Source organism: Vibrio algarum (genome assembly GCF_028204155.1).
Lineage (GTDB): Bacteria > Pseudomonadota > Gammaproteobacteria > Enterobacterales > Vibrionaceae > Vibrio > Vibrio algarum.
Genome location: NZ_JAQLOI010000001.1, coordinates 3,188,958 through 3,213,410 on the forward strand (window position 1 = coordinate 3,188,958; position 24,453 = coordinate 3,213,410).

At 41.4% G+C, this 24,453-nt stretch carries 21 protein-coding genes and 2 pseudogenes; 1 reads left to right on the forward strand and 22 read right to left on the reverse strand.

All coding sequences use genetic code 11. From position 1 onward, the window contains the following. Window positions 1-19 precede the first annotated feature (19 nt). The 12 genes from PGX00_RS14875 to rlmD form a co-directional block, all read right to left on the reverse strand. The gene (locus tag PGX00_RS14875) at window positions 20-976 is read right to left on the reverse strand and encodes a peptidoglycan DD-metalloendopeptidase family protein (RefSeq protein ID WP_272137751.1); all 957 of its coding nucleotides are present in this window, start codon (window positions 974-976) and stop codon (window positions 20-22) included. Between the two features lie 3 nt (window positions 977-979). Then, the gene (locus PGX00_RS14880; RefSeq protein WP_272137753.1) at window positions 980-1,606 is read right to left on the reverse strand and encodes a protein-L-isoaspartate(D-aspartate) O-methyltransferase; all 627 of its coding nucleotides are present in this window, start codon (window positions 1,604-1,606) and stop codon (window positions 980-982) included. Beyond that, window positions 1,603-2,352: a 5'/3'-nucleotidase SurE gene (surE, locus tag PGX00_RS14885; protein WP_272137756.1), complete on the reverse strand. Its 750-nt coding sequence runs from the start codon at window positions 2,350-2,352 to the stop codon at window positions 1,603-1,605. Before surE ends, PGX00_RS14880 begins: the two co-directional genes overlap by 4 nt. Window positions 2,353-2,361: 9 nt before the next feature. Continuing rightward, the gene (gene truD / locus PGX00_RS14890; protein WP_272137758.1) at window positions 2,362-3,408 is read right to left on the reverse strand and encodes a tRNA pseudouridine(13) synthase TruD; all 1,047 of its coding nucleotides are present in this window, start codon (window positions 3,406-3,408) and stop codon (window positions 2,362-2,364) included. After that, window positions 3,405-3,890, reverse strand: coding sequence for a 2-C-methyl-D-erythritol 2,4-cyclodiphosphate synthase (ispF, locus tag PGX00_RS14895; protein WP_272137760.1), 486 nt, complete (start codon window positions 3,888-3,890; stop codon window positions 3,405-3,407). The genes truD and ispF overlap by 4 nt, the downstream gene beginning before the upstream one ends. Before the next feature lie 15 nt (window positions 3,891-3,905). Further along, window positions 3,906-4,649, reverse strand: coding sequence for a 2-C-methyl-D-erythritol 4-phosphate cytidylyltransferase (gene ispD, locus PGX00_RS14900; RefSeq protein WP_272137762.1), 744 nt, complete (start codon window positions 4,647-4,649; stop codon window positions 3,906-3,908). 13 nt (window positions 4,650-4,662) lie between these two features. Next, window positions 4,663-4,944: a cell division protein FtsB gene (gene ftsB / locus PGX00_RS14905; RefSeq protein WP_272137764.1), complete on the reverse strand. Its 282-nt coding sequence runs from the start codon at window positions 4,942-4,944 to the stop codon at window positions 4,663-4,665. A gap of 176 nt (window positions 4,945-5,120) precedes the next feature. After that, window positions 5,121-6,419 carry a phosphopyruvate hydratase gene (gene eno / locus PGX00_RS14910; RefSeq protein WP_272137766.1) on the reverse strand — a complete coding sequence of 433 codons (1,299 nt, stop codon included), beginning with the start codon at window positions 6,417-6,419 and terminating at the stop codon, window positions 5,121-5,123. 77 nt (window positions 6,420-6,496) lie between these two features. Further along, window positions 6,497-8,137, reverse strand: a complete 1,641-nt coding sequence (locus PGX00_RS14915) for a CTP synthase (RefSeq protein ID WP_272137768.1) — start codon at window positions 8,135-8,137, stop codon at window positions 6,497-6,499. Between the two features lie 272 nt (window positions 8,138-8,409). Next, the gene (gene mazG / locus PGX00_RS14920; protein WP_272137770.1) at window positions 8,410-9,204 is read right to left on the reverse strand and encodes a nucleoside triphosphate pyrophosphohydrolase; all 795 of its coding nucleotides are present in this window, start codon (window positions 9,202-9,204) and stop codon (window positions 8,410-8,412) included. 43 nt (window positions 9,205-9,247) lie between these two features. Then, window positions 9,248-11,470, reverse strand: a complete 2,223-nt coding sequence (gene relA, locus PGX00_RS14925) for a GTP diphosphokinase (protein WP_272137773.1) — start codon at window positions 11,468-11,470, stop codon at window positions 9,248-9,250. Between the two features lie 64 nt (window positions 11,471-11,534). Next, complete coding sequence (gene rlmD, locus PGX00_RS14930; protein ID WP_272137775.1) at window positions 11,535-12,869, reverse strand: 23S rRNA (uracil(1939)-C(5))-methyltransferase RlmD; 1,335 nt, start codon at window positions 12,867-12,869, stop codon at window positions 11,535-11,537. A 135-nt stretch (window positions 12,870-13,004) separates the two neighbouring features. Between rlmD and barA the strand changes: the two are divergent. Continuing rightward, window positions 13,005-15,790 (forward strand): annotated as a pseudogene (barA, locus tag PGX00_RS14935) (two-component sensor histidine kinase BarA). A gap of 74 nt (window positions 15,791-15,864) precedes the next feature. On the opposite strand, the gene acpS reads toward barA, so the two are convergent. The 10 genes and pseudogenes from acpS to PGX00_RS14985 form a co-directional block, all read right to left on the reverse strand. Further along, the gene (gene acpS / locus PGX00_RS14940; protein WP_272137776.1) at window positions 15,865-16,245 is read right to left on the reverse strand and encodes a holo-ACP synthase; all 381 of its coding nucleotides are present in this window, start codon (window positions 16,243-16,245) and stop codon (window positions 15,865-15,867) included. Between the two features lie 4 nt (window positions 16,246-16,249). Further along, window positions 16,250-16,981 (reverse strand): pyridoxine 5'-phosphate synthase, encoded by a 732-nt coding sequence (gene pdxJ / locus PGX00_RS14945; protein ID WP_272137778.1) that lies wholly within the window; start codon window positions 16,979-16,981, stop codon window positions 16,250-16,252. Between the two features lie 6 nt (window positions 16,982-16,987). Next, window positions 16,988-17,707, reverse strand: coding sequence for a DNA repair protein RecO (recO, locus tag PGX00_RS14950; RefSeq protein ID WP_272137780.1), 720 nt, complete (start codon window positions 17,705-17,707; stop codon window positions 16,988-16,990). A gap of 41 nt (window positions 17,708-17,748) precedes the next feature. Next, window positions 17,749-18,720 (reverse strand): GTPase Era, encoded by a 972-nt coding sequence (era, locus tag PGX00_RS14955; RefSeq protein ID WP_272137782.1) that lies wholly within the window; start codon window positions 18,718-18,720, stop codon window positions 17,749-17,751. Then, window positions 18,713-19,393, reverse strand: a complete 681-nt coding sequence (gene rnc / locus PGX00_RS14960; protein ID WP_272137784.1) for a ribonuclease III — start codon at window positions 19,391-19,393, stop codon at window positions 18,713-18,715. Before rnc ends, era begins: the two co-directional genes overlap by 8 nt. A 16-nt stretch (window positions 19,394-19,409) precedes the next feature. Further along, window positions 19,410-20,306, reverse strand: coding sequence for a signal peptidase I (lepB, locus tag PGX00_RS14965; RefSeq protein ID WP_272137786.1), 897 nt, complete (start codon window positions 20,304-20,306; stop codon window positions 19,410-19,412). Window positions 20,307-20,383: 77 nt separating this feature from the next. Further along, on the reverse strand, window positions 20,384-22,177 hold the full coding sequence (gene lepA / locus PGX00_RS14970; protein WP_272137788.1) for a translation elongation factor 4: 1,794 nt from the start codon (window positions 22,175-22,177) through the stop codon (window positions 20,384-20,386). Between the two features lie 163 nt (window positions 22,178-22,340). After that, window positions 22,341-22,828: pseudogene (locus PGX00_RS14975) on the reverse strand (SoxR reducing system RseC family protein). Beyond that, window positions 22,825-23,826, reverse strand: coding sequence for a sigma-E factor regulatory protein RseB (rseB, locus tag PGX00_RS14980; RefSeq protein ID WP_272137790.1), 1,002 nt, complete (start codon window positions 23,824-23,826; stop codon window positions 22,825-22,827). Before rseB ends, PGX00_RS14975 begins: the two are co-directional and overlap by 4 nt. Beyond that, window positions 23,823-24,425 carry an RseA family anti-sigma factor gene (locus tag PGX00_RS14985; protein WP_272137792.1) on the reverse strand — a complete coding sequence of 201 codons (603 nt, stop codon included), beginning with the start codon at window positions 24,423-24,425 and terminating at the stop codon, window positions 23,823-23,825. The genes rseB and PGX00_RS14985 overlap by 4 nt, the downstream gene beginning before the upstream one ends. Window positions 24,426-24,453: the final 28 nt, after the last annotated feature.

Sequence of the window (24,453 nt, forward strand, 5' to 3'; positions counted from 1 at the left end):
GTCGTGAAGTAAATTTATCTTAAGGCAAGTACCTCTGTGGATTAACAGACTTACCTTGATAACGAATTTCAAAATGCAGTTTTACGTTATTGCTACCAGAACTTCCCATGGTCGCTATTTTTTGTCCTGCTTTAACACTTTGTCCTTCGCTTACTAGCAAACGGTCGTTGTGGGCATATGCACTTAAATAGTTATCGTTATGTTTCACAATAATTAAATTTCCGTATCCTCGGAGTGCATTTCCAGAGTAAACAACTTTACCGCTTGCCGTTGAAACAACGGATTGACCACGCTGCCCTGCTATGTCAATCCCTTTATTCCCTTGATCTCCAGTAGAAAACTTCTTAATAACCCTACCCTTTGTTGGCCAAAGCCATTTTGAGATCTTATTATTCTTCGATTCTGGAGTGCTGACAGTTTTGTTAACATTTTGTTTACTCTTAGAATTAACATACTCCTTTGATTTGCTCTGATCAACACCATTTTTATTGCTCGTTTTGCTTGAGTTTGAATTATTTGAAGTCGATTTTTGCGTATTAGCCGAAGATTTTTTCGCTGACTGAGGTGTTGATTTAGCTTCAGAAACCGATGCAACAGAAGCTCCACCAGTTACAGTACTAGCCGTGGTTACTGATGCCACAGCGACTGCGGAAGATCCTGAGCCAGATCCTCCATAAGCTGGACTTTTATAAGCTGGCTGCCATAACTTAAGTTTTTGACCCGGTCTAATTGTGTAAGGAGCAGAGAGACCATTGTAACTAACTAGATCATTTACATTCTTATCTGTGACGTATGCTATAAAATAAAGGGTATCTCCTTTTTGCACTTCATAAAAACTTCCCTTATAACTCCCCCTTTCAATGCTATTGTAATCTTTCTTTATACTCGAAACAGGTGCAGGTGAAGTTGCAGCGCACCCAACAAGTACACTGCAAAAAATACTTACAAAAATGGCCAGCTTTATTTCATTTCTCATGCTTTAGGCTAAATCACCTGCGACTAAAGGCACAAATCGAACAGCTTCGATTGCGGTTGAAATAAATTCGTCACCTCGCCTTACTATCTTTAACAATTGTTGATTTTCCTCACCAACAGGAATAACTAAGCAGCCATTGTCTGCGAGTTGTGTTAATAACTCTTGAGGTACTTGAGCAGCAGCAGCAGTAACTACAATAGCATCAAAAGGGGCTTGAGTAGACCAGCCTTTCCAACCATCAGCATGTTTGGTCGATACGTTATAGATATCCAGCAACTTCAATCGCCTTTTAGCCTCCCATTGCAACGATTTAATACGCTCAACGGAGTACACTTTATCGACTAACTGAGCCAATATTGCCGTCTGATATCCAGAACCGGTGCCTATTTCTAATAATCTGGAATTTGGCACGAGATCTAACAGCTCAGTCATTTTTGCTACGATATAGGGTTGTGAGATAGTCTGACCATGAGATATTGGTAAGGCGTTATTATCGTAGGCTTGGTGCATCAATGCCTCTGATATAAAATATTCTCTAGGCACTCGACGGATTGCATCGAGAACTTTGGAACACTCGATTCCACTAGAAGATAGAAAGTCTATTAATCCATCTGCTTGAGGGTTACTCATTCCATATCACCTTTTAACCAAGTACCCATACTTGCCAGCGACTCATGTGCAGTCAAATCGACTTGCATCGGTGTTATAGAAACAAATCCATTCTCTATTGCATAAAAATCGGTACCGATACCAGCGTCTTGTTCTTTGCCTGGAGGCCCCAACCAATAAACATCTTGACCTCGAGGATCTTGTTGTTTGATCATCGTTTCTGCATGATGACGAGCACCAAGTCTGGTGACTTCTTGCCCTTTTAGTTGGTTAAAAGGTACGTCAGGGATATTGATATTAAGTAGGCGGTTAGTAGGAATTGGTGATGTTATATGCTGATCGACAATTGCTCGAACAATTTTACCTGCGGTTTCAAAATGTTGATTTCCTACCAGTGAAAATGCGATAGATTGAACACCAAGAAAATGCCCTTCCATTGCAGCCGCAACTGTACCGGAGTAAAGTACATCGTCACCTAAATTAGCGCCGTGATTGATTCCAGAAAGTACTAAGTCTGGCATATCATCTTTAAGTAGCTCATTTAGTGCAAAATGAACGCAGTCTGTTGGCGTTCCTTGAACTGAGTAAATGTTTTTTTCAATTTCAACAACCCTTAGAGGGTTTTCAAGCGTTAACGAGTTTGAAGCACCAGAACGATTACGGTCTGGTGCAACAATAATGATTTCAGCTATATCCTTTAGTGAATCGGCAAGAGCCCTGATCCCTTCGGCGTACACACCATCATCATTACTAAGCAGAATCTTCATTGTTTATCCTTAATCAAACTGACGCTCTACTGGAATTTCTTCAATCAACTCTCTCACAATAGAAGTCGCAAAACTACCGGAGCTTAAAGAGAATAAAAGAACAACCAAGTTGTTTTTTATTTCATAGCTTAGATCGCAAGGCTTAAGCAATACGTCTCGTCGGTCATGACGCATTCTATTGCCGCGTATTAAAGCCATTAAGTCTGGTTCGGCATCAACGATAGCTTGTTCCGTTTCAAGTGCATTTTCTTTCGTAGGAAGCGCATTATCACCGGCCAACGCGGCTGTTAGGCTTATACTTCCTGAGCTTAACTCAGCCTGAAACACAGCTATATTAGCTTGATCAACTGTGATAGTGCTATCGGGTTTGGTCACGATATCACCAAGAATAAGCTTGTTAAATACACCGTTAATCAATCGAGTAGAAACAATATGGTTAAATATCCAAGAACGCGCTGTCGATAAATAAAGGCTGCGTTTATTTTGGTTTCTAGTTCTGACGTTATCCCTTCCCCATCGTCTAGCTTCGGATAGATTGCTGCCATCTTGACCAAATCTTTGCGCGCCAAAATAATTGGGTACACCGCTTTCAATTACTTGTTTTATTCTTGATTCTACATCATCGATATCTGTCACTTCTGACAAAGTAATTTCAAAATCGTTTCCAATTAAATCACCAGGACGGAGCTTACGGTTATGACGTGCTGTTTCGAGGATTTGAATGCTCGGGTACTGTTCTTCAAACGATGAAAAGTCGGGAGTTTCAGACTTAGGGAGATGAATACTAAGCCATTGCTCTGTTACTGCATGCCTATCTTTTAAGCCCGCCCATCCGACATCCTTAGATTTAACCCCACAAACCTTGGCCAATTCATTGGCTACAAAACTGGTGTTCTCACCTGTTTTACGGATACGGACCATCAAATGTTCACCAGTACCTGAAAATTCGAAACCGAGGTTTTCTCTTACAACAAAATGTTCTGGTATCGCTTTGATTTTCGCTTTAGACGTCGGCTTGCCATGAAGGTAAGCTAATTCCGCTAGGATATCTGTCATTGGTTATCTATCTTCTTTAATATAACAACAGCTTCACATGCGATACCTTCTTTCCTGCCGGTAAAACCTAGTTTTTCTGTTGTTGTTGCTTTTACGTTTACATTGCTAACAGACGTTTGTAAGTCTTCTGCAATCGCTTCACGCATAAATTGAATATAAGGTAACATTTTAGGGGCTTGTGCAATAATGGTCACGTCTAGGTTGCCAATTTGATACCCTTTTTCCTTTACTAGTCGATATACCTCTTTCATGAGTTCTCGACTATTAGCTCCCTTCCATTTTTGATCGGTATCGGGGAAATGACGACCAATATCACCTTCAGCTATCGCACCTAAAAGTGCGTCTGTTAAGGCATGTAGAGCAACATCTCCATCAGAGTGAGCGACTAATCCTTGTTCATAAGGAACAGAAACACCGCCAATAATCACTGGGCCTTCACCGCCAAATTTGTGCACATCAAAACCATGGCCAATTCGGATCATCATTATTCCTTTCGTCTAAATTCTATTACAACCGTTCTTGTTGAGCGAAGATATTTCGCCCAGATAAAACGCTGCTAGTGCGAGGTCTTCGGGTTGAGTTATCTTAATATTATCCGATCTTCCTGCTACTAATTTGGGTTTACAGCCCTTCCATTCCATTGCAGATGCCTCATCGGTAATACGAATCCCTGCCTTCTTCGCACCTTTTAGAGCATGGTATAACGGCTGTACCTTAAACATTTGAGGTGTTAAAGCGTGCCACAAATTTTCTCGCTCAACGGTTTTATCGATTGATCCTGAAAGGTCGCTACGTTTCATCGTATCCCTTACAGGTGCCGCTAAAATACCGCCAACAGACCCTGTTGCAGTAGCTTCTTTGATCAAGTTATTAATATCCGTTAAATGGAAACATGGCCTAGCGGCATCATGCACCAATACCCAGGCATCTGGTTTCTCAGCAACATATAACAAATAGTCGAGACCGGATATAACAGAATCTGCTCGCTCTGAACCTCCAGAGACACATATAACATTATCATTCGATGCCAGAGGTAAGTCGGAAAAATATTCATCGCCATCAGAAATGGCAATAATGACCTTATCAATACACGGATGCTCTAAAAGCCTCTCAACCGTGTGTTCCAAGATGGTTTTGTCATGTAGTTTAAGATATTGCTTAGGAAGATCAGCTTTCATACGACTGCCAACACCTGCAGCAGGGACGATGGCATAAAATTTTGGGGAGTATTGAGTTGTCATTTACTAATTTAGCCTATTGAGGAGTGTCGCCAATAATTCGATAGAAGGTTTCGCCCTCTTTAACTAATCCAAGTTCATTTCTCGCTCTCTCTTCGATTGCGTCTAGCCCTTGTCGTAAGTCCTCGATCTCAGCAAACATCTTAGCGTTTCTTTCATACAACTCTTTATTTACTATCTGCTGAACCTCTATCTCACTCACTATATTGGCATGTTCAAGCATACCGTTCTTTCCCCAAACGAGGGTATAGATCAATAAAGAAAACAGTAGTACTAGTGCAAGAGTTAATAGACGCACGCTAGATTAGTCTCGTAGTTTTTATTATAGGATTGATGGGACGTATATATAGCATAAATTGGGGCAAGGGGCGAGAAGACAGGAGCCAAGAATAAAAACACAAAAAGCGCCTCACAAGGAGACGCTTTCAATAAATTTCTATTTCAAAGAATTAAAAATCAAACAATCCTAGTGGATTATTGACCTTTAACTTCTTTAAGACCGTTGAAAGGAGCACGAGCACCTAGCGCTTCTTCGATACGGATTAGTTGGTTGTACTTAGCAACACGGTCAGAACGGCTCATAGAACCAGTTTTGATTTGACCTGCAGCTGTACCTACCGCTAGATCAGCGATAGTTGCATCTTCAGTTTCACCAGAACGGTGAGAGATAACAGCAGTATAACCAGCATCTTTAGCCATTTTAATAGCAGCTAGAGTTTCAGTTAGAGAACCGATTTGGTTGAACTTGATAAGGATAGAGTTAGCAACGCCTTTCTCAATACCTTCAGCAAGGATCTTAGTATTAGTTACGAATAGATCGTCACCAACAAGTTGGATCTTGTCACCAAGAAGTTCAGTTTGGTGCTTGAAGCCATCCCAATCTGACTCGTCAAGACCATCTTCGATAGAAACGATTGGGTATTCAGCAACTAGACCAGCAAGGTAGTGGTTGAACTCTTCAGAAGTGAAGATTTTGCCTTCACCCTTCATGTTGTAGTTTCCAGCTTCTTTGTCATAGAACTCAGATGCAGCACAGTCCATAGCAAGAGTAACGTCTTTACCCAGCTCGTAACCAGCAAGCTCTACAGCTTCTTTGATTGCAGCAAGTGCAGCAGCGTTAGATTCTAGGTTAGGAGCGAAACCACCTTCATCACCAACTGCAGTGCTCATGCCTTTAGACTTAAGAACTTTAGCAAGGTTGTGGAAAACTTCAGCACCGATGCGTAGGCCTTCTTTAAGAGTAGCAGCGCCAACAGGTTGAATCATGAATTCTTGGATATCAACGTTGTTATCAGCGTGCTCACCACCATTGATGATGTTCATCATTGGTAGAGGCATAGAGAATTGACCAGCAGTACCGTTTAGTTCAGCAATGTGCTCGAACAAAGGCATGCCTTTAGCAGCAGCTGCTGCTTTTGCGTTAGCAAGAGATACCGCTAGAATTGCGTTAGCACCAAATTTAGCTTTGTTGTCTGTGCCATCTAAGTCGATCATGATTTGGTCAACTTCAGCTTGAGCTTTAGCGTCTTTACCAACTAGAGCTTCAGCGATTGGGCCATTTACAGCTTCAACGGCTTTAAGAACACCTTTACCTAGGAAACGTGCTTTGTCACCATCACGTAGCTCAAGAGCTTCGCGAGAACCAGTAGATGCGCCAGATGGAGCAGCAGCCATACCTACGAAACCGCCTTCTAGGTGTACTTCAGCTTCTACAGTTGGGTTACCACGTGAGTCGATGATTTCACGACCTAGAACTTTAACGATCTTAGACATTAATGTTTCCTCTCGTTCATTTGTATGTCAAAACTAAGAATAACTGCACCTCATGTGCAGCTATTCGGATCCTTGTACTACTTTTCGAGTTCACCGCGCTGATATTCACCAGCCGCTTTTACAAAACCTGCGAACAACGGATGACCATCGCGAGGTGTAGATGTGAACTCAGGGTGGAATTGAGAAGCGACAAACCACGGATGATTTGGATTTTCAATTACCTCAACAAGCTTCTTGTCTGCGGATAGGCCTGAAACTTTTAGACCTGCTTTTTCAATTTGCGGACGAAGATTGTTGTTTACTTCATAACGGTGGCGATGACGCTCATGGATTGTCGCGCTACCATAAAGCTCTTTTGCCAATGTCCCTTTTTCTAAGTGACATAGCTGAGAGCCAAGACGCATAGTTCCACCAAGGTCAGATTGCTCGGTACGTTCTTCAACTTTACCTTCACCATCAACCCATTCAGTAATTAAACCGACCACTGGATACTTTGTATCTTTGTTAAATTCTGTCGAATGCGCACCTTCTAGACCTGCTACATTTCTTGCAAACTCTATTAATGCCACCTGCATACCTAAACATATGCCCAAATAAGGGACTTTGTTTTCACGAGCATATTTTGCTGCAAGAATTTTACCTTCGATGCCTCGATCACCAAAACCACCTGGAACAAGAATAGCATCTAGGCCTGCTAGTGCTTCATCGCCTTTGCTCTCTACATCTTGAGAGTCAACGTATTTAATTTTTACATTTAGACGGTTTTTTAGTCCCGCATGTTTAAGTGCTTCGTTTACAGACTTGTACGCATCAGGAAGCTCGATATATTTACCAACCATACCGATGGTTACATCAGCCGTTGGGTTCGCTTCTTCATAGATGACTTGTTCCCACTCTGATAAATCCGCATCCGGCGCATCAATACCAAAGCGAGTACATACTAGATCATCTAGAGATTGCGCTTTTATTAACTGAGGGATCTTGTAGATTGAATCTACATCTTTCATTGAGATAACCGCTTTTTCTGGTACGTTACAGAAAAGAGCAATTTTCTTACGTTCATTGGCAGGGATCATACGATCACTACGACAAACCAAAATATCAGGCTGGATACCAATAGAAAGCAATTCTTTAACAGAATGTTGGGTCGGCTTAGTTTTTACTTCACCGGCAGCAGCTAAATAAGGCACTAACGTTAGGTGCATAAACATTGCGTGTTCACGGCCCACTTCTGCGGCTAACTGACGAATGGCTTCCATAAATGGTAAAGATTCAATATCACCTACAGTACCACCAACTTCAACCAGCGCGATATCATGGCCTTCAGCACCAGCGTAAACACGGTCTTTTATTGCATTCGTAATATGAGGAATAACTTGAATTGTTGCACCAAGGTAATCACCACGACGTTCTTTACGAAGAACATCGGCGTAAACACGACCTGCTGTAAAGTTGTTACGTTTGGTCATCTTGGTGCGAATAAATCGCTCATAGTGACCAAGATCAAGATCAGTTTCTGCACCATCTTCGGTAACAAATACTTCACCATGTTGAGTTGGGCTCATAGTACCCGGATCAACGTTGATGTAAGGGTCAAGCTTCATCATGGTCACTTTAAGACCACGAGCTTCTAAAATAGCCGCAAGAGATGCTGCTGCAATACCTTTACCTAGTGAGGATACAACCCCGCCAGTAACAAAAATGTAATTTGTCGTCATGTTTAACCTGAAATTGGTTGAATGAGGGAAATTGGTGCTGTCTGGACGGGATGTAAATATACCAGAAGCCCTTTATCGCCACAACGTGAAACTTATCACACTTGGTTAATTTATTTTTTGCTTCAAATCAATTCCCACAATCATAAGCCAACACAGACCCTTCATGCTTATTCTTGGGACAAAGTATAGGCATCGTTACTTCGAACTAGCAAGGTAGCCTACTACTGGTCCGATCTTACGAAAAATAAGGGACCTCTTTGTAATAAAGATGATTAACCACCTTTTTTGACAACATCCCACATTGCATCTAATTCATCCAAACTAAAATCGTCCAATTGTTTTCCTTTCTCACGAACGAGACGCTCTACACCTTTAAAGCGCTTTTCAAATTTATTATTAGCTTTACGTAATGCTACTTCAGGGTCTTTTCCTAGATGACGAACCAAGTTCACCGTCGCAAATAGAAGGTCTCCGAGTTCTTCTTCAATTGCTTCTTCATTTGGTTCCAATTGAATCACTTCATCTAATACTTCATCAAGCTCCTCTTTTACTTTGTCCGCCACTGGCCCAATAGTGTCCCAATCAAATCCATGTTTAGCGCAACGTTTTTGGATTTTATTTGCTTTGGACAATGCGGGTAGAGAGGATGGTACAGAGTCGAGAATACTCTCTTCTACCTTACCTAATTGCGCTTTTTCCCTGGCTTTTTCCGCCTCCCAGTTCGCATTGATTTCAACATCAGACTTGAGAGGGGCATTGGAAAACACATGAGGATGGCGTCTTATCAGCTTTTCGTTCACCGTTTCAACAACATCGTTAAACTCAAACAGGTTTTGCTCTTTTGCTAATTGGCTATAGAAGACGACTTGAAATAACAGATCACCTAACTCTTCTTTTAAGTTAACCCAATCTTGGTTATGTATTGCATCTACTACCTCAAACGTCTCCTCAATGGTATGGGGGATTATCGTTTCAAAGCTCTGTTTAAGATCCCAAGGACAGCCCTTTTCAGGGTCTCGAAGCGTCGCCATAATAGACTTTAACTCGTCCATTGGATTCGGTGTCATATTCTACCTTTCTTCATGATTAAATATTGAGCTTTAAAAAGCACTAACTTAGCCTTCTCACGGAAATAACATCTTTAATCTGTTCGATTCTAGAAATAATTCGGCTGAGAATTTCAACATTCCTGACATCGATATTAAAATCCATTATCGACATTTGACGCTTATAATCACTGCGGCTTTTCATGCTAGAAACGTTAAGTTTCTCGTTTGCCAACAGAGTAGTCACATCTTTAAGTAAGCCACTTCGTTCAAGTGCTTCAACGCGCAGAGTCAGAATAAAGTTACCAGAAAAACTCCCGCCCCAAACCGTATCAATAATGCGTTCCGATGCATGCAGTCTTAATTCAGCTAACTGCTCACAATCACTTCGATGAACAGAAATACCTCGACCTTGTGTTATATAACCCGAGATACTATCACCAGGAATCGGCTGGCAACAGCGAGCCAAATGCGACATAAGGTTATCAACCCCTTCAACTACAATAGCGTCCTTATGTGATCGGCTTTGGCCGGAAGACTTAAGTTCTGACTCTTGTAGCTTTTCGAGTGCTTGTTTATCTTCTTCTTCTGCCGTTGGCTTGTTCACCAATGCATTGATATGATTGACAACTTGATTGATTCGTAAGTCACCACTACCAATACCAGCATAAAGCTCATCGGTGGTATTCACATTAAAACGTCTAAGTGCATATTCGTGAGCATCTTTTAATGTGGCTCCGATTTTCGCTAACTCTGCTTCTAATATCTCGCGACCGGCTTCTAAATTCTTTTCTCGGCTCTCTTTTCTAAACCAAGCGTTTATCTTAGCCCTAGCTCTACTTGAATGTACAAAGCCTAAGGAACTATTTAGCCAATCTCTAGACGGATTAGGTTCTTTTTGAGTGATGATTTCTACTTGGTCGCCCATTTCAAGTTTATGGGTAAAAGGGACAATCCTTCCTGCGACTTTTGTTCCAATACAGCGATGACCAACCTCAGAATGTATATGGTAGGCAAAGTCTAGTGGTGTCGCCCCCATTGGCAAATCAACAACATCACCTCTTGGGGTAAACGCATAAACCCTGTCATCAAATACCTGACTGCGAAGCTCATCCAACATCTCGCCAGAATCGGACATCTCTTCTTGCCAATCGAGTAATTTACGCAGCCATGTGATCTTTTCATCGTATCCGCTACGACCTGAAGATGCGCCTTCCTTATATTTCCAGTGCGCAGCAACACCAAGTTCAGAATCTTCATGCATCTGTTTCGTTCTGATCTGAATCTCGATTGTTTTGCCTTCTGGCCCAAGAATAACGGTATGAATAGACTGATAACCGTTTGGTTTTGGATTGGCAACGTAATCATCAAATTCACTAGGAAGGTGCTTATATTTGGTATGAACAATACCTAATGCGGCGTAACAATCTTGGATTTCATCAGCAATAATTCGTACGGCCCTAACATCAAAAAGCTCATCAAATGCCAGACTCTTCTTCTGCATTTTTCGCCAGATACTATAGATATGTTTAGGACGCCCACTTACTTCAGCATTGATGTTAGTCGCTTTCATTTCAGACATTAAATCTGTCACAAAATCGTCTATATAACGTTCACGTACAATTCTACGTTCTGAAATTTGTTTAGCGATCTGCTTATAAATATCCGATTGTTGATAGCGAAAAGCGTAATCTTCGATTTCCCATTTCAACTGACCTATACCGAGCCTATTGGCCAGCGGTGCATATATGTTCGCACACTCTTTTGCCGCCATTTGACGTACTTCAATCGGCTTATCTTTTACTTCACGAAGGTTACAAATACGTTCAGCAAGTTTAATAATGACACAGCGAAAATCATCTACCATTGCCAATAACATCCGACGAACATTATCGACTTGACCCGAGGCACCAGAGCCTTCTAGCGTGACATTAAGTTGACCAATTGCAGCCATCTCTTCCACACCGTCAATAAGCTTCATTATTTCCTTGCCATAGACATCTTCTAGCTCTTCTCTTTCGAAAAATCCGCTAGAAACCACCGGAAATAATTGAGCTGCAACCAACGTAGGTCGGTCCATTGACAGAGTGATCAATATTTCGATCATCTCTCTGCCACGCCAAAGCAACAACGATGATTGCTCCTTGCCTTCTAAGTGAGTTTCACACTGTCTATAAACTTCCAGTAATTTTGTACTGGTTTTATTATCTTGATTTAAGCTAGAGATCCATGTCTCTAGCTCAAATTCTTCATCTTTGTTTAAGTGCGCACTACGTACCGCAACCATTTTAATTCCTAGCTTTTTCTATTTTTAAAAACTGACATTGTTGTCATATTAATTTGGTTTCAACTCATTTTTGAAACAGAGCCATTGATTCTAAATGGCTTGTATGAGGAAACATATCCAACATGCCTAATCGGGTCAATTTAAAACCTTGTTCAAGTAAGCTCTGACAATCCCTGGCAAGCGTAGCAGGATTACAAGAAACGTACACTATACTCGTCGCACCAAGTTCAGAAAGTTGATCTATAACCCCGCTTGCGCCTGCTCGCGCTGGATCTAATAATACTTTATCAAACTTAGTTTTCGCCCATATATTGTCGGATATATCTTGTTCCAGATTGGCTTGATAGAAATCGACATTGTTGATGCCGTTTTCCCTCGCATTAGCTTCTGCTTGATCCACCATTTCTTGCATGCCTTCAACGCCAACAACGGCTTTTGCTTTAGTTGCCATTGGAAGGCTAAAGTTCCCTAAACCACAAAACAGGTCAAGCACTCTGTCTTCAGGAGAAATATCTAGCCACTCAACCGCTTGGTTCACCATCTGTTGATTCACATTGCGGTTTACTTGAATAAAGTTAGTCGGTAAAAATGGAATAACAAAGCCACCTTCACTGTAAACTGGCTTCTCTCCTTCGATAAGCGACAACGTATCTTTATCGGACAAAACGTAAAGCGTTAATGCGTTATCGATTGCAAACTTACGTAGCGCCTGAAAATCTTTATCTGGTAAGGGTTTCATGACCCTTAGCATAAGGACTGGCCGTTCATCTCCCAAAGCTAACTCTAAATGACCTAACTCTGTCGGTTTTTTAAAACTCGTTAATAATACGTACAATTCAGGTAAAAGATCATTTAATTGGGGTTCTAAGGCTGCACATTGAGATATATGAACAATCTGCTTACTCTGTTTTTTACGAAATCCAAATTCGAGTTTCGAACTGCTCTTACTCTGCCCACCTTTGGTATTGAAATAGAGACTAATACGCGCACGACGACGATATCCTTTTTCGTTACCAATAATAGGAACTGCTAATTCAAGTTCTTGACCAGAGAATTTTTTTATCAATTGACGAAGAGAATCTTGTTTGTATTCAATTTGTGCAGCATGACTTTGGTGCTGCATGTTGCAACCACCGCACTCTTTATAAACAGGGCAAAAAGCTTCTATACGTTCTGGGCTCGATTTTAATATCTTGATCAACTTTGCTCGAGAAAACTTGCTTTTGCTCTCAGTCAATTGAATGAGCACCTCTTCCTCTGGTAATACTCCATCAATAAAAACAGGTTTTTTATTTAAGAATGCGATACCAGCACCTTGATGATCGAGTCTTTCAACACGAACTTGCTGATGCTTTGTATCTAATGAGGTTTTCTTTTTCGGTTGATAAAAACGCGCCATGTTTAGTCTCTTTTGTCCTAGTATCACTATTCTTACTTGGGAAGATTGTCGAATTGCAGTGCTTTGTTTAAGCTATTGATATATTTTCCCATATCCAGACCGTATTGTAATTAGAGAATAAGTAATCAGATAATAATGACCAGATATGGCTTGCGTGCCCGCGTAATCACTTTAACTCTAGCCCCGACATTAATTGTCGGCTTGCTATTGAGTACATTTTTCACTTCCAATCGCTATAACGACTTGGAAACTCAATTGATCTCTTCCGGTGCGAGCATCCTAGAACCTCTTGCCATTGCAAGTGAATATGGCATGACGCAACAGAGCCATGAGGCCGTTCGTCGTATTATTAGTTACGCCCATAGAAAAAACTCGGCAATTGTTCGGAGTATTGCTGTCTTTGATGCAAACCACCAATTGTTTGTTACCTCAAATTTTCATCCAAATTTTGAAACGCTCACCTTTCCACGAGACAAGCCTATTCCTCTTTTAACCAATATCGAGTTGGTTAACTCACATTTGATATTAAGAGCACCCATCATTGCCGAGGGGAAGTTTTCACTACAAAGTGAAACCGCGACCGACCTAAATCAACCTCTTGGCTATATTGCCATGGAGCTCGATTTGTCGACACTTAGATTACAGCAATATCAGGAGATATTTGCCGCCCTTGTTGTTTTAATCCTTGGGCTTGGACTTTCTTCCGTATTCGCCTATCGGCTGATGCATGATGTAACAAAACCGATAACGAACATGCAAGAAACCGTTGACCGAATTCGTAGAGGCCACTTAGACTCTCGGATTGAAGGCCATATGCATGGAGAGCTCGATTCACTAAAAAATGGTATCAACGCAATGGCTATGTCTCTATCTGAATACCACGTAGAGATGCAACACAGTATCGATCAAGCCACTTCCGATCTTAGAGAAACACTAGAACAACTTGAAATCCAAAACGTTGAATTAGACATAGCCAAGAAACGGGCGCAAGAAGCTGCACGAGTGAAGTCTGAATTCTTAGCAAATATGTCTCATGAATTAAGAACACCACTCAATGGCGTTATCGGCTTTACTCGCCAAATGCTCAAAACCACTTTAACTTCTAGCCAGACCGATTATTTACAAACCATCGAACGATCAGCAAATAACCTATTGAGCATCATCAATGACATTCTCGACTTCTCCAAGTTAGAAGCCGGCAAATTATTACTAGAAAATATTCCATTTGAATTCCAAGAAAGCTTAGAAGAAGTGGTTAGCCTGCAAGCCACTAGTGCTCATGAAAAAGGACTGGAGATAACCCTCAAAGTTGATCCTAAAATACCAGCGGGACTTATTGGCGATCCTCTTAGAATTCAACAAGTATTAACGAACTTAATGGGTAACTCTATTAAGTTTACTGAACGCGGTAACATCGATATCAGCGTTGAACTTCGCGCTAAAAAAGAAGACAGCGTTGAGCTTCAATTTATGGTTCGAGATTCTGGCATAGGTATATCTGAAAGGCAGCAATCTCAACTTTTCCAAGCATTTAGTCAAGCTGATGCGAGCATTTCACGACGCTATGGCGGGACAGGCTTAGGTTTAGTCATTACTCAAAAGCTTGTTGGACAGATGGGGGCGAAATTAGCCTCACCAGTCGCTTACACCAAGGCTCGACATTCTGGTTTACTTTACGTCTTGCTACAACAGATCTACCGCAACTTCATCAAGTTGAGAGTCAATATCTGCAAAATAGGCGTGTACTACTTATTGAGCCTAATATGCAAGCAGCTTCAATTGTACAGCAACAACTTGGACAAGAAGGCTTGTTAGTTACTTATCAAACCAGTGTACCAAGCGACTTCGATAGACAAGATTGCGCCTTAATCAGCCTCTCACCGAAAAAAGAGAATAGCTTTGAAGAAGTCAGTGAATGGGTGAAGAAAACGCAAACCTATGCGGATCAAGTTATCGTGGCGATACCAAGCACTGAGCTTGCTCTTGCCGAAAAAATATCAGAAATATTCGACATACAATGTATGACTAAACCACTTTCTCGAAGAAAACTACTGAGCTCTCTTGCTAAGCATCAACAGCAGACCAATATTGTCATTGAAGAGCCTACAGCCGTTGAAATTTATGAGCATGAAAAGCTTGATCTAAAAGTGATGGCGGTAGATGACAATCCAGCAAATTTAAAATTAATTACAGCCCTGCTCTCAGAGCGCGTTGATTTCGTTGTCTCTTGCTCTAGTGGGAAAAAAGCCGTTGAAGAAGCGACAAAGCAAAAATTTGATATTGTGCTCATGGATATCCAAATGCCTCATATGGATGGAGTGACCGCGAGTAAGAAAATAAAAGAAATCGAACTCAATCACGATACTCCAGTCATTGCAGTAACAGCACATGCGATGAGTGGTGAGAGAGACCGTTTACTTAAAGCGGGTATGGATGACTACCTCACTAAACCAATAGAGGAGCATATTCTTCAGCAAGTATTAGTGCATTGGAACCCTAACTCAGTAGAGGCCGTTGAAAAACTTGAAATTCCTGCAGAAGTATCAATTGAACAAAGCACGAAACCAGCAAATCAGGACGTTATCGTGGATTGGCAAACCGCGTTGAAGCAAGCGGCCAACAAGGTCGATCTTGCTAAAGATATGCTGAAAATGCTTATAGATTATATTGCAGAGGTTTCAGAAGTTATTGAGCAAGTGTTAGAAGACGATGATTATCCAACCGATGAGCTTCTACACCATATCCATAAACTTCACGGTAGTTGCTCATATAGTGGTGTGCCTAAATTGAAAGCGGTGTGCGAAGAGATAGAAAAATCACTTCGCTCTGGTAGCAGTATTGAAGATATCGAACCAGAGCTGTTTGAGATACAAGATGAGATGGATAAAGTACTCGAAACAGCAAAGCTTTATCTTGATTAAGACCTACTCTAATACATAACAAGCGGCATGAATTTGAAGGTGTATCATCGTAGTATATACACCTTCATACCGTTTCAAGCTTCCATAACAACCGTAGCTACCGCATAGTGCCGCTCATCTGAGATAGATAGATGAACGCTTTCAATACCTCGCTTGTCCGCAATATCTTTCGCCTTGTTTTCTAACATTAGCATCGGCTTACCATTCTCATCGTTACTAACAACGAAATCTTGAAAGGTGACACCATGAGCAATCCCAGTACCCAAAGCTTTAGAGGCAGCTTCTTTTGCAGCAAAGCGTTTGGCTAAAAAACGGCCTTTTTGCTTAAGAGTCAAATAGGTTTGATATTCAGATTCTGCGAGAATTCTTTCAGCAAAAGCATCACCATTTCTGGATAATGCTTTTTCTAATCGCTCTATCTCGGCAATATCAGTTCCAAGCCCAAGGATAGCCATCGGTTTATCGTCTAGCTTCTATCATTGCCATTTTCATATCGGCAACTGCTTTATCTAAACCATCAAATACGGCGCGTCCAATAATAGAGTGGCCTATATTCAGTTCGTAAACCTCAGGAAGTGCCGCTATAGCCCCTACATTATGATACGTAAGCCCATGCCCTGCGTTGACAGTAATACCGAGATCAGCAGCGTAACTCGCTGCGGCAGCAATTTTCTTTAACTCATCTTGCTGATCTTGCTCGGTTTCGGCATCCGCGTAGTGACCTGTATGTAGCTCGATAAAAGGCGCTTTACATGCTTTGGCTGCATCAATTTGTTCACGGTCGGCATCGATAAATAAAGAGACCTTAATACCCGCTTCAGATAGTGTTTGAGTAGCAGCCTTAACCTTCTCTAGTTGACCTTTAACGTCTAACCCACCTTCAGTAGTGAGCTCTTCACGTTTTTCCGGAACCAAGCAAACAAATTCAGGCATAGTCTTTACCGCAATGTCTACCATCTCGTCTGTAACCGCCATTTCCAAATTCATGCGAGTTTGGATTGTCTCACGAAGAATCCGTACATCACGGTCTAAAATATGGCGTCGATCTTCACGTAAATGGACCGTAATACCATCCGCTCCGGCTCTTTCTGCTATTTCAGCAGCGTGTACAGGATCTGGATACTTAGTTCCACGTGCGTTACGTAAAGTGGCAATATGGTCGATATTGACCCCTAGAAAAATAGAGCTCATTTCTCATTACTCCGTGTTTTTGGGTTTTGCTGTTCTTACAGCAAATAGTTCCCGACTTTTTAATGGTTTGCCGCCAAGATAAGGCTTTAAGGCCATACGTGTAAAGCGTTTTGCTGCTTTTAGCTGCTCTTTAGTTAGAAATCTTCTTTCTGCAATTGCTATTAGCTCATTCCCAAAGAAAGTGAGGTTGTCTTGGCGAATACTAGCAATAAACCCTTTTTGTTCTCTAAAGCGATAAGTCATTTCTGGTTCAACAGGCTCACCTGTGCCTGCACAGTGCATGAAGTCGACTCCGTAGCCTAAAGCAGATAAAAGCGCTAATTCAAAACGCCGCAGTGCAGGCTCAGGGTTTTCAGCTTGAGCTAGTTCGGTCAGTGAGTGAAGGTAATCATGAAAAAGTGCGGGGTAAGGGGTGCCGCTTTCTATTACCCGGTCAAGCAGTTCATTAACATAGAATGCAGAGTAGAGGTTAATGCCGTGAAGTGGCAGCCCTAAGCTGATTGGTTCAGCTTGGCGAAGTGTCTTCATACTGCCATTTCCTGACCACTTAATAAGTAGAGGTGTAAACGGCTGTAATGCTCCTTTTAGATTTGAGCGTTTTCCTCTTGCTCCTTTAGCCATAAGGCTGATGCGTCCATATTCTTCACTAAACACATCGAGAATTAAGCTGGATTCACTATAGGGACGCCTATGAAGTACAAAACATCTTTGCAAATTTTCTGTCATTGCGCGTCCCAGATTTTAATTCTCAGAGCGATTCAATACGATCAAAGATCATCCATATAACCTAAAGAACGTAATGCTCTTTCATCATCTGCCCAGCCAGATTTCACTTTAACCCAAGTTTCGAGGTACACCTTGCGGCCAAACAACTCTTCCATGTCTAAACGAGCTTCGCGACCAATCGTTTTGATTTTGTCGCCACCTTTACCAATAACCATTTTTTTCTGGCCACTGCGTTCAACGAGGATAAGAGCATTGATATGAAAACCATCTGTATCCGGATTATAATCAAACCTTTCTATTTCAACGGTAACCGAATAAGGCAATTCGTCGCCGGTGAAACGCATGAGCTTTTCACGTACGATTTCAGATGCCATAAAACGTTGCGACCGGTCTGTTACATACTCTTCCGGGAAGTGATGCACAGCTTTAGGTAAATGTTCACGAACATGCTTTCGCAATACATCTGTGTTTTTACCACTTTTCGCTGAAATAGGAACAACATCTACAAAATCCATCTTGGTCGACAGTTCCTGCATGTGCAACATTACGTCATTGCGGTCCTTAACGTTGTCCACTTTGTTTACACAAAGAACAACAGGAAAATTGGCTTTCTTAAGTTTATTCAAAACCATTTCGTCATCGCTAGTCCAGTGCGTACCATCGACTAAAAACAGAACCAAATTAACATCACTTAATGAGCTATTTGCAGCACGGTTCATTAACCGATTGATCGCTCGTTTCTCTTCGATGTGCAGCCCAGGAGTATCCACATAGATAGCTTGGAAATCGCCTTCGGTCTCTACACCCATAATCCTATGACGAGTCGTTTGCGGCTTTCGCGATGTAATCGATATTTTTTGCCCAAGAATATGATTAAGCAACGTAGATTTACCTACATTAGGGCGGCCAACAATCGCGATAAAACCGCAATGCTGATCATCTGCAGATGCGCTTTCTTTACTATCTTTGGCAAAGTATGCATCTAAATCAAATTCGTTGTTATCTTCAGCCATTGGTTACTTTCTCCAGTGCTAATTCCGCAGCCGCTTGTTCTGCCTTGCGACGACTGGTTCCAATTCCAATAACAGGTTTTTCCACACCCGCTAAATTACATGAAACCGTAAACTCTTGGTTATGGGCTTCACCTTTAATATTAGTCACAGTGTAGATTGGCAACGGTTTTTTTCGACCTTGCAAAAATTCTTGTAAGCGCGTTTTAGGGTCTTTCTGTGATACTCCCGGTTCAATCGACTCTAATCGGGATTGATACCAAGAGAGAATAATACGTCTTACTACTTCAATATCACTATCAAGGTAAACTGCACCAATAATTGCTTCAACTGCGTCAGCAAGAATTGAATCTCTACGAAAACCACCACTTTTTAGCTCACCTGGACCTAATTTTAAGTAATCTCCTAGGACAAACTCTCGCCCTAATTCAGCAAGCGTTTTTCCGCGTACTAGAGTTGCACGCATGCGACTCATATCCCCTTCATCAATTTTAGGGAAGCGGTGGTATAGGTCGTCCGCAATGACAAAACTTAAAATTGAATCGCCCAGAAACTCAAGACGTTCGTTGTGTTTTCCGTTAGCGCTACGGTGAGTAAGCGCTAAATGAAGAAGATCAGCATCATTAAATTGATAGCCGATCTTTTTCTCTAATTTGGAAATAGGAGTAGTAACCATGCTCTCTCTATTAATATTAATCTATGCCACCGATGCGGTTAAAACGCACACCAGTAGGAATCCATGAAGGTAGTGCACTATTTGCACCGCGTTCAAACTCAAAGCTAATCCAAATACCGACAGCTTTGCCAACTAAATTCGCTTCTGGAACAAACCCCCAGTAACGGCTATCTGCACTATTGTCACGGTTATCACCCATAACAAAGTACTGATTATTAGGTACAACCCATTCGCTCACGCCACCACGTGGTTGATACGCACCAACATTATCTTGGCGAAGAGGATTGATTAAAATTTGGTGTCCCACTTCTCCTAGCTTTTCATCAAGCTGGATGAGAGGAATACCTTGTTGTTGAAATTCACTTTCCACGACATTAGATAAACCAACTTGTTTGCAGGTTTTCTCACCTTGTGGCTGAATACAAATTTCTTTCTTCTTATTGTAACGAACCGTATCTCCAGGCATACCGACAACACGTTTTATATAGTCGATATTAGGTTGTGGTGGATATTTAAATACAACAACATCACCACGTTCTGGCTTGCCTGTTTCTACTAACTGAGAGCGAAAAACAGGGTCTTTAATCCCGTAGGCATACTTTTCAACAAGTATAAAATCACCGACCAAAAGGGTTGGCATCATTGAACCTGATGGAATTTGAAATGGCTCATAAAGAAACGAGCGCAATATTAATACAAACGCAATCACCGGGAAAATAGACACGCTATTTTCGATCCACCATGGTTGTGCAGATAGTTTACTTGTAATATCTTGCGTTAAACCACTGGTCTGTGCCTCGACTTCAGCTACCTTTAACTGGCGTTTTTTACCCCACACTAACTTTTCTAGAAGCCAAACAATTCCAGTGACTAGGGTTACTATTACCAAGATGAGCGAAAATGTATTAGCCATCGATTTCCCTTTATTTCTAAAAGAAGAAAGGGCATCGAATACCCTTTCTTAACTATTATTTTATGAAGATTGTATTATTAATCTTTTCCGACATGAAGAATCGCTAAGAAAGCTTCTTGAGGTAATTCGACATTACCTATTTGCTTCATGCGTTTCTTACCTTCTTTCTGTTTCTTTAGCAGTTTTTTCTTACGGCTAATATCACCACCATAACATTTAGCGATTACGTTTTTACGTAACTGCTTAACGGTGGAACGGGCTATGATGTGATTACCAATAGCAGCTTGAATAGCGATATCAAACATTTGACGAGGAATGAATTCTTTCATTTTCTCAACCAAAAGTCGTCCGCGAGATTGAGCGATATCTTTATGTGTAATGATCGCAAGTGCATCTACGGTTTCGCCGTTAAGAAGTACATCTACGCGAACCATATCTGACTCAGCAAAGTGATGGAAATTATAATCCAGTGACGCGTATCCACGAGAAGTCGATTTCAGACGGTCAAAGAAATCGAGAACAACCTCTGCCATCGGTATATCATAGGTAACAGCAACTTGATTTCCGTGATAAATCATATCAATTTGAATACCGCGTTTCTCAACACAAAGTGTAATAACGTTACCTAGATATTCAGATGGTACCAGGATATTACAGCGAGCTATTGGCTCACGAATCTCTTCTAAATCGTTTACCGCAGGTAACTTTGCAGGGCTATCTACGTAAAGGATATCACCGTTGTTTTTCTTCACTTCATATACAACTGTTGGGGCTGTCGTAATTAAATCGAGATCATATTCACGTTCAAGACGTTCTTGAATGATCTCCATATGAAGCATACCTAAGAAGCCACAACGGAAGCCAAAACCTAAAGCTGCAGAACTTTCTGGCTCATAGAAAAGTGACGCATCATTTAAGCTTAGCTTTCCTAGCGCATCACGAAAGTTCTCGTAGTCATCAGAGGAAACAGGGAATAGACCAGCATATACTTGAGGCTTCACTTTTTGGAAACCAGGTAATGCTTCATCACTTCCATGCTTAGCATGAGTTAACGTATCACCAACTGGAGCACCTAATATGTCTTTAATTCCACAAACAACCCAACCAACTTCTCCGGTACTAAGTTGAGTAGTATCAAGGCGCTTAGGAGTAAATATACCAATTCTGTCTACCCCCCAATCTTGCCCGGTGCTCATAACTCTAATCTTATCGTTTTTCTTTAGAACACCGTTCTTAATACGAACGAGAGAAACAACACCAAGATAGTTGTCGAACCAAGAGTCAATAATCAAAGCTTGTAAGGGCGCTTCAGGATCACCTTGCGGTGGCGGAATTGCTGTCACAATATTTTCCAATACTGCATCAACCCCTAAACCTGTTTTAGCCGAACAGCACGTTGCTTCTAATGCATCGATACCGACAATTTCTTCGATCTCTTCCGAAACTCTTTCTGGATCAGCGGCTGGTAAATCGATTTTATTTAGAATAGGAACCACTTCTAAATCCATTTCAATGGCGGTATAGCAGTTGGCTACTGTTTGAGCTTCTACGCCTTGACCAGCATCTACAACCAAAAGCGCACCTTCACATGCAGCTAATGAGCGAGATACCTCGTAAGAAAAATCTACATGTCCAGGTGTGTCGATAAAGTTAAGCTGGTATGTTTCGCCATCTTGAGCTTTATAATTTAGTGTAACACTTTGTGCTTTGATCGTGATGCCGCGCTCACGTTCTATATCCATAGAATCAAGAACTTGAACATCCATCTCACGTTCACTTAAGCCTCCGCAAACTTGAATCAAGCGGTCTGAAAGTGTCGACTTACCATGGTCGATATGGGCGATAATCGAAAAATTGCGAATGTGCTTCATAGGTTGGTGTGACTTAACTCGTTGCAAAAATTGAATGGGAAAAATACGCATCTCTGATGGTATTTCGATCAAGTTGCGCGATTCTACCGAATTTCGGGCATTGTCGCTATCTTCATTTACCTTCAAACGTTAATTTGATGTTATTTGTTGCCGATGAATAACGTCAGGTTATTCGTTCAGCAATATCAATCTTGTCACCCAATACTCGTAATAGAGTGACTACTTGCTCTGATTTCGATTGAAGTTTAGTTGAAAAGTGACGAGCAAGCCAGATACCTCCTCCCATAAAAATGACGGATGTCAGTATTGTCCCCCCTCTCCCCCACCGAGCAATGGACCGACAAAAGACTGCCCAACTAGCGCGCCAATCATCATAGCGATGAGAGGAAGGAGATACACCACAGAAGCGAATTGAATTAGATTTTTTTCAGGTAATCCGATCTCAATTGTTTGCCCTGGCTTAACTATCTCTTGAGTTGTTAATGTCCATGAATGACTTTTGTTACCTATTGCTTTAGAAACAATACCAGTACCACAGCTTTTTTGAGACGCACAGTGACTGCAACTAGTTTGTTGTTCACATGACAAACCAACTTCATATCCATGTGTAGTTTCTGTCACAGAAATAACCGTTGCCAGCGCAGTCATCATTCAACTGACTCCTCTTCCTTCAAAGCAACATTAGCTTCCGATGTAATAGAAGGAACATTAAATTTCACTGATTTGGCAATTTGAGCTGCAGTAGCTGGTGGAATATCGCCAACCACCGTGATCTCTCGCTTTCCTACAACTAAACTTTGAAGCGTCCTTCTACCATGCCTAACAAGTTGATTTTTTAATGAAAAATCATCACTTTCAGAGACGTATACCGAAAAACTAAACAACCCATCACTAAACATTTGGCTCTCAACATCTTTTTGTGTTGTCTCCATCTTATAACGATTGAGATTAAGAGCTTTGAACCCGGACGGTACCCACTTCACGTTCCAAAAAGATTCTGTCGGTTCTTGTTTAGGCATGGTTATAACATTAGGTAATTTAATATCATCTAGTTGAGACAATACTTCAGCGATGCGTTCGTTTACAGCATAAGAAATCGTTCTATATTGTTCTAACACTTCGCCATCTCTATCTACAAGATCCGCACGAAGAGGTAACTTTGATTTTTCATCTATCCACATTACATAAGAATATCGCTGACCATCTTTCGGCACAACTCGAACAACTTGGCTCGCTGCCCCAGCTTCTCTTGCTCTACCCATCAATACAAAATCATAAAACTCACTCAATTCTTGTATATTACTGTCTAGCATAGGAATGAGAGGAGCTACCATATTGCCCGACTCTATAGAAAATGGTTCTACGCCAGGCTCTACGTAGCTGATTTCTTTGCCACGACGTATCACTTCTCTAATTGGGCCGCTGAGATAAACAAGATGTGCATACACCATGTCTTGATTTTTAGCGTGGATATATCGAAGAGGCTCAATACTATTTTTCTTTATTAAAATATAGGAGAGCTCGTAATTTAAGTGCTGACTTGCATGGTTCATTTGATGCAACAAAGCCTCAGCTGAAATCTCTTCAGTTGAGGCTTGCATTGGTATCAAACTGAACAGTGTCAAAGCACTGATCAGAAGTTTCTTCATTCAATTACCGATTCTGTTTCTAGCCCGCTAACACCTGACTGATCAGATGAGAGACGAAGTTGAAGCTCATAATCTTGCAGCATGGCATTTATACGCTTGCGTTGCTGTAATAACTGAGCCTCGTTATTCTGCTTTTGAGGTATAGATTCTCTGGTCAAACTAACTGGCTCAACACTCCCTGCAAAAGGAACTGTTTGCAATACAGACAATGGTTTAGATGCAAGTTCAGATGAATCTGAACCGCCATATTGTTGAACTCCAACAATAACCATAAGCGATACGCATGCCGCCACACCAACTTGACCAATCTGCGTTAACCATGCTGGCAATTGACGTCGAGCTTGCTTTGGCGTCGGTTGAGACTCTATTAACGGTGTTACTATTGGACTATGTGCTGGCTCTGCATCAAGCGCTGCTGCCACACTTTCGGCAATATTCCAATTTGCTGTTTCAGGAGCTTCACCTCTCATCACATCACCAATGAGATGGTAGTTTTTCCAAGTATCCTGACTTTCAACATCCTGCTCGAGCTCTGCGATTAGAGCTTCATCCACAGTTTCTCCATCCATGAGCGCTGAAAGTAGTTCTTTGTCAGCCATTTAATTCACCATATCAGTATTCTGGAAC

Coding starts and splice junctions, on each gene's coding strand:
- rlmD (WP_272137775.1), bottom strand. CDS start 12,869: ATGGCGCGTTTTTATCAACCGAAAAAGAAAACCTCATTAGATACAAAG.
- era (WP_272137782.1), bottom strand. CDS start 18,720: ATGGCTGAAGATAACAACGAATTTGATTTAGATGCATACTTTGCCAAA.
- PGX00_RS14875 (WP_272137751.1), bottom strand. CDS start 976: ATGAGAAATGAAATAAAGCTGGCCATTTTTGTAAGTATTTTTTGCAGT.
- lepA (WP_272137788.1), bottom strand. CDS start 22,177: ATGAAGCACATTCGCAATTTTTCGATTATCGCCCATATCGACCATGGT.
- PGX00_RS14880 (WP_272137753.1), bottom strand. CDS start 1,606: ATGAGTAACCCTCAAGCAGATGGATTAATAGACTTTCTATCTTCTAGT.
- PGX00_RS14985 (WP_272137792.1), bottom strand. CDS start 24,425: ATGGCTGACAAAGAACTACTTTCAGCGCTCATGGATGGAGAAACTGTG.
- recO (WP_272137780.1), bottom strand. CDS start 17,707: ATGACAGAAAATTTGCAAAGATGTTTTGTACTTCATAGGCGTCCCTAT.
- ispD (WP_272137762.1), bottom strand. CDS start 4,649: ATGACAACTCAATACTCCCCAAAATTTTATGCCATCGTCCCTGCTGCA.
- rseB (WP_272137790.1), bottom strand. CDS start 23,826: ATGAAGAAACTTCTGATCAGTGCTTTGACACTGTTCAGTTTGATACCA.
- PGX00_RS14915 (WP_272137768.1), bottom strand. CDS start 8,137: ATGACGACAAATTACATTTTTGTTACTGGCGGGGTTGTATCCTCACTA.
- mazG (WP_272137770.1), bottom strand. CDS start 9,204: ATGACACCGAATCCAATGGACGAGTTAAAGTCTATTATGGCGACGCTT.
- lepB (WP_272137786.1), bottom strand. CDS start 20,306: ATGGCTAATACATTTTCGCTCATCTTGGTAATAGTAACCCTAGTCACT.
- truD (WP_272137758.1), bottom strand. CDS start 3,408: ATGACAGATATCCTAGCGGAATTAGCTTACCTTCATGGCAAGCCGACG.
- ispF (WP_272137760.1), bottom strand. CDS start 3,890: ATGATCCGAATTGGCCATGGTTTTGATGTGCACAAATTTGGCGGTGAA.
- pdxJ (WP_272137778.1), bottom strand. CDS start 16,981: ATGAGCTCTATTTTTCTAGGGGTCAATATCGACCATATTGCCACTTTA.
- acpS (WP_272137776.1), bottom strand. CDS start 16,245: ATGGCTATCCTTGGGCTTGGAACTGATATTGCCGAGATAGAGCGATTA.
- rnc (WP_272137784.1), bottom strand. CDS start 19,393: ATGGTTACTACTCCTATTTCCAAATTAGAGAAAAAGATCGGCTATCAA.
- relA (WP_272137773.1), bottom strand. CDS start 11,470: ATGGTTGCGGTACGTAGTGCGCACTTAAACAAAGATGAAGAATTTGAG.
- surE (WP_272137756.1), bottom strand. CDS start 2,352: ATGAAGATTCTGCTTAGTAATGATGATGGTGTGTACGCCGAAGGGATC.
- eno (WP_272137766.1), bottom strand. CDS start 6,419: ATGTCTAAGATCGTTAAAGTTCTAGGTCGTGAAATCATCGACTCACGT.